This is a genomic window from Acidiphilium sp. PM (assembly GCF_000219295.1).
GTDB lineage: Bacteria > Pseudomonadota > Alphaproteobacteria > Acetobacterales > Acetobacteraceae > Acidiphilium > Acidiphilium multivorum.
Map to the genome: position 1 here is coordinate 1 of NZ_AFPR01000072.1, position 4,354 is coordinate 4,354.

The 4,354-nt window shown below is 66.6% G+C and carries 6 protein-coding genes; 1 reads left to right on the plus strand and 5 read right to left on the minus strand.

Annotated elements, in window-relative coordinates:
* Window positions 1–568 precede the first annotated feature (568 nt).
* The 5 genes from pufC to pufB all read right to left on the minus strand — a co-directional run bounded on the left by pufC (window position 569) and on the right by pufB (window position 4,132).
* A complete protein-coding gene (pufC, locus tag APM_RS02720) occupies window positions 569–1,723 on the minus strand; it encodes a photosynthetic reaction center cytochrome PufC (RefSeq protein ID WP_007421828.1) in 1,155 nt (384 codons plus the stop codon).
* On the minus strand, window positions 1,720–2,709 hold the full coding sequence (gene pufM, locus APM_RS02725) for a photosynthetic reaction center subunit M (RefSeq protein ID WP_007421829.1): 990 nt from the start codon (window positions 2,707–2,709) through the stop codon (window positions 1,720–1,722). Before pufM ends, pufC begins: the two co-directional genes overlap by 4 nt.
* A gap of 55 nt (window positions 2,710–2,764) precedes the next feature.
* Entirely contained in the window at window positions 2,765–3,601 is an 837-nt protein-coding gene (gene pufL, locus APM_RS02730) for a photosynthetic reaction center subunit L (protein ID WP_007421830.1), read from the minus strand.
* Window positions 3,602–3,699: 98 nt separating this feature from the next.
* On the minus strand, window positions 3,700–3,882 hold the full coding sequence (gene pufA, locus APM_RS02735; RefSeq protein WP_007421831.1) for a light-harvesting antenna LH1, alpha subunit: 183 nt from the start codon (window positions 3,880–3,882) through the stop codon (window positions 3,700–3,702).
* Window positions 3,883–3,895: 13 nt separating this feature from the next.
* Window positions 3,896–4,132, minus strand: a complete 237-nt coding sequence (gene pufB / locus APM_RS02740) for a light-harvesting antenna LH1, beta subunit (RefSeq protein WP_007421832.1) — start codon at window positions 4,130–4,132, stop codon at window positions 3,896–3,898.
* Between the two features lie 18 nt (window positions 4,133–4,150).
* On the opposite strand from pufB, the gene APM_RS22370 reads away from it, so the two are divergent.
* Window positions 4,151–4,354: hypothetical protein (locus APM_RS22370; protein ID WP_206740694.1), on the plus strand; the 204-nt coding region annotated here is incomplete at its 3' end.

A 4,354-nucleotide genomic window follows, 5' to 3' on the forward strand; every position in this document is an offset into this window, starting at 1 on the left:
AACCCGCTTTCTGTCCGTCGTCAAATGATCCGGGAACGGATGGTCCGGCCCATCACGGAGTGACATCATGGTGTCTGCCTCCGCGAGCGGAGCAGGCGAGATCATTCTGGCCGACAACGGCGAAAACGCCTCTGCGGCAGCCGCAGATGCGGCACTTCATCACGTACCCATTCCGTCATGAGGTTTATCCAAGAGACGCGTCTGCCGGTGGTCGGATCCCTGGCGCGGCCTTCCGGCCCGGCAATCTGTTCCGCGGTGAGCCTCCATTGCCGAAACCCGCCGTGGAGGATGGCGCCGCTCAGAGACGGCCTTTTTTTCCTCTGATGTGATCGATACAGCGCCGGCGTCGCGCGGGATTTGATAATTTCGCCTGCACAACCTCACGCAGCTCGCCCGTGATCTTCCAGCGTATGGTTCCTCGCCATCCCGATCCTTCTTCCTGCCAAGATCCCAGAACAGATCCCCGACCTCCCAATGGCAAGCGGCCACCAAGGTCGAGTGACGCATAAAAAGGCGTGGGCCTTTCGACCCACGCCAAGTATCGGGCAAACGCCGGGGAGCCGCGGCGCTATTGGCCCGGTGCACCCGCCCCGGTCGGGGCGGGGGACGCTGTCGGTTTGGCGCTGCCCGAAGCCGGGGCGGACGCCACGGTGATCATCGCCGGGTTGTCCTCGCCATGCGCCGCCGCCGCCTTCGGATCGGGCTGGGCGAGCGCGGCGGGACCGCGGAGATAGGGGAACTGGCTCGCCATCGGCGCGCCATAGAGCGGCTTGAACACGCCCTGGTGGCAGGTCGCGCAATCCACCTTCGCCACATCGCCGGCCGGGCCGAGCATGGCTTTGGGGAAGGTGCCGGTCAGCGGCAGGAGATAGTCGTTGTTGAGCGCGCGGACCATGTGCAGGCCGTAATAGGCGGTCACCCGCTGCGGCGTGCTTTCCGACCAGTCGGCGAAGGCGCGGGTCTGGTGGCAGAAATCGCAGTTCACCCCCAGCGCCGTCGCGTAGTGCATCATCAGCGCATAGGTCCACTGGGTCTGCTGGATCGAGTGGCGGTTGCCGGTGGGCAGCGCGGTCGTACCGGTCACCCGGATCGGCTCGTGCCCGAGCAGGAAGGGCGTGAGCGGATCGGCCGGCAGCGCCGAGCCATCCGCCACCGCCGAGGGCCGCGCCTCGCCGCTGTCGGTCTGCAGCAGCCCGCCCGCATGCGGCGGGGCGACGCCCTCGAACCAGACCCGGCTCGGCACATTGTTGCCCCGATGGCAGGTATAGCAGGTGACGCCGACCTTCTTCACATGCGTCTGCCAGTCGGCATTGATGAAGATCGTCATCTCCAGCATCCGCCGCGCGACCCGCTTCTGATACTTGGCGTCGGAGGCGAAATTGCCGGCGACGTGACAGTAGCCGCAGCCCTGTTTCGGCGCGACCCACTGCACCATCGAGACCATGATCCGCGCGAAGGCGCCGGCCGGAACGTTCTTGAGTACCTGAACGTTCTTGTAGATCGTGCCGGCCGGCGGCCCGGCATTGTTCTGCGGCAGGGCGGTGGGCGCCTGGTTGGCGGCGAAGGCGGCGGCGATCACCGCCGGGCTGTATTCGAGCTGCTGGCCGGTGCCGCGATAGCCGCGCTGCACCGAGCGCACCGTGGGCGGCTGCAAGGTCAGCACGCCGATGACCATCGCCGTCATGCCGCCGATCAGGGCGAGCAGGGTGATCGTGACTTTCATGGCATTGTCCCCTTGCCCGCGGCCGTACCCTGGGCCGGATCGGCGATATGCCCGTAGATGTGCGGATAGGCCGGCGCCACATGGTGCTTCACCGCCCACAGGAACCAGTTGTCGACGACGGTGCCGGTGAGCAGGATGCCGATCCCGCCGGTCAGCGTGGTCAGCACCGCGAACCACCAGGCCCAGCGATGGATGCTCTCCATCGTCGCGTTGAACCCCATCGTCCAGCGCCAGAACAGCGCGGCGCGCTCCGATGCGGTGCCCCGGTCCACCGTCTGCTCCACCTCGCGCTCGCCGCCGAACCGGCTGACGGCGAGAATGGTCGCGCCATGCATCGCGAACAGCAGGACCGAGCCATAGAGGAACACGATCGAGAGCATGTGGAACGGATCGTAATACAGGTTGCCGTATCGCAACGAGAACGCGACGGTCCAGTCCAGATGCGGGAAGATGCCGAAGGGCGGCGCCTCGCCCCAGCTGCCCATCAGCAGCGGGCGGATGAAGCCGAGCACGAGGAACAGCCAGATGGCCGAGGCGAAGGCCCAGGCGGTATGGGTGCCGAGGCCGAGCTGCTTCGAGCGGCGGTAGACCCGCAGCCACCAGAGCAGCAGCGAGGTGGTCAGGAAGAATCCGGCCAGCAGCCACCACCCGCCCTGGTCCATCGGCGGCAGCCGCAGCCCGTAGGCCGGCGGCGGCGGTTCGAGCGCGAGCCACGGCAGGTCGCGCACGAAGCGGATCGGGTTCCAGTTCACCGAGGCCATCATGTTCAGCCCGATGATCTCGAAGGCGATCAGGCCGCAGGCGATGGAGGCGACGCCGAGGGAGCCGAGATAGATCGGGCCGACCTGGGCGTTGCCGATCTGGCCGAGCAGGTAGCTGAAGAACGGCTTGCCCTGCCGGCCCCACACACCCGCCGGCGCCGGAACGCCGTCATGCAGCGGCCCACGGATCTGCACCCGCGTGAAGATGTTCTGATATTCGATCATCCGAGCCCCCGGACTGCTTGAAGGTTATGACTGGTGCGGTCTTGCATGGCGCACCTCAATGACCGCCGAACTGCCAGATCGGCAGATGCAGCCACCACCCCCACCACGAGGGCCAGCCCTGGGTCCAGAACGGGCCGGAGAGCAGGATGCAGGTGGCGCTGGCGAACCCCGCCCCGAGGGCGAGGAACAGGCCGAGCCGGTGAATGCCCAGCGTGCCGATCGAGTAGCCGATGAAATCGCGGAAGAACGTGTCCTCGTGCTCGGCGAACTTCACCGTCTCGCCCGCCGGCGGGTTGATCGCGGCCAGAACCAGCGATCCGTGCAGCGCGAGGGCGAGCGTCGTCGTGAAGAACAGCGTCACGGCGACCATGTGCATCGGGTTGTATTCGAAATTGAGATAGGCGTATCCGGTGTTCGACACCCAGTCGAGATGGCTCATGATGCCGTAGGGAAAGCCGTTGCCCCAGGCGCCCATCAGCAGCGGGCGGATGACCTCGAGCGTGACATAGGCGAAGATCGCGACGCTGAACGCCGCCGGCACGTGCAGCCCGATCCCGAGCTTGCGGCTGATCTCCACCTCGCGCAGCGCCCAGGAGCCGAAGGCGCCGATCGCGCAGACCGTGATGATCTGCCAGAGCCCGCCCTTGGCCAGCGGCGCGAGGCCGAGCCCGTAGGAAAGGTCGGGCGGCGCGATGCTGATCTGCCAGATGTTCCAGGTCGGCCCGAGCGCCGCGCCCCAGATGATCAGCGCCGTGCCGAGCATGATGAAGAAGGCGGCGGTCACACCGAAGAAGCCGACATAGAACGGCCCGACCCAGAAATCGAACAGGTCCCCGCCGATCAGGGTCCCGCCGCGGACGCGGTATTTTCTTTCAAAACTGAGCAGTGCCATCGGGCAGTTCCTCACCGTTCGGTTGGGGCCCCTCCCCCCGGCGCGGTCGGCACGAGCCGACCGGCACCGGGATCATCTGAAGGGTTTGGCAGGCCCCGTTACTTGTTTGCCGGCATGGCCGACTGCTGCTGCATCGTCGTCATCGCGGGGGCGCCGCCGAGCCAGTCGAAACGCGGCGTGCTCAGCAGGATGAAGTGGATCAGGATCGCCAGCGCGAACAGGAACACGCCAAGCGCGGTCAGCACCCTGCGCGGATCGAAAAGAAGCCACATGCGCCACATGGTCTGTCCTCCCTTATCCGATATGCGAGGTGAGCATCTTCACCCCGATATGCGCGTTATCCAGGAACCCCGTGACATAGCCGTGCGGACCCGGGATCCACGGGCGCCACTGCCACACCAGGAAGTGGGCAATGATCGCGATGACGGTGAAGCCGATGAAACTGGCGATGAAGATCGAGTGGAACTCCTTCGCCTCCCGTTCGGTCAGGCCGGATAACGACCCTTCCCGATCATGTGTGGTCATGGACATCAGACTGTTATCCTCGTTGTGGCCGGCGCGGTTGCCCTCGCCTGCCAGTTCCGCGCGAACCCCGCGCGGGGGACGGCCGGCGCCGTGCGGCGGGCGGCCGATGGGGGAGCCTCGCCGCTGGGGCAAGCAGGAGGGGCAGCACCAGGGTCGGCCCGGGTGCGGCTCTGTCGGGTGAAGCGGTCATGCCGGCACCGTCTCGCGCAGCGCCACGGCGACATGCGC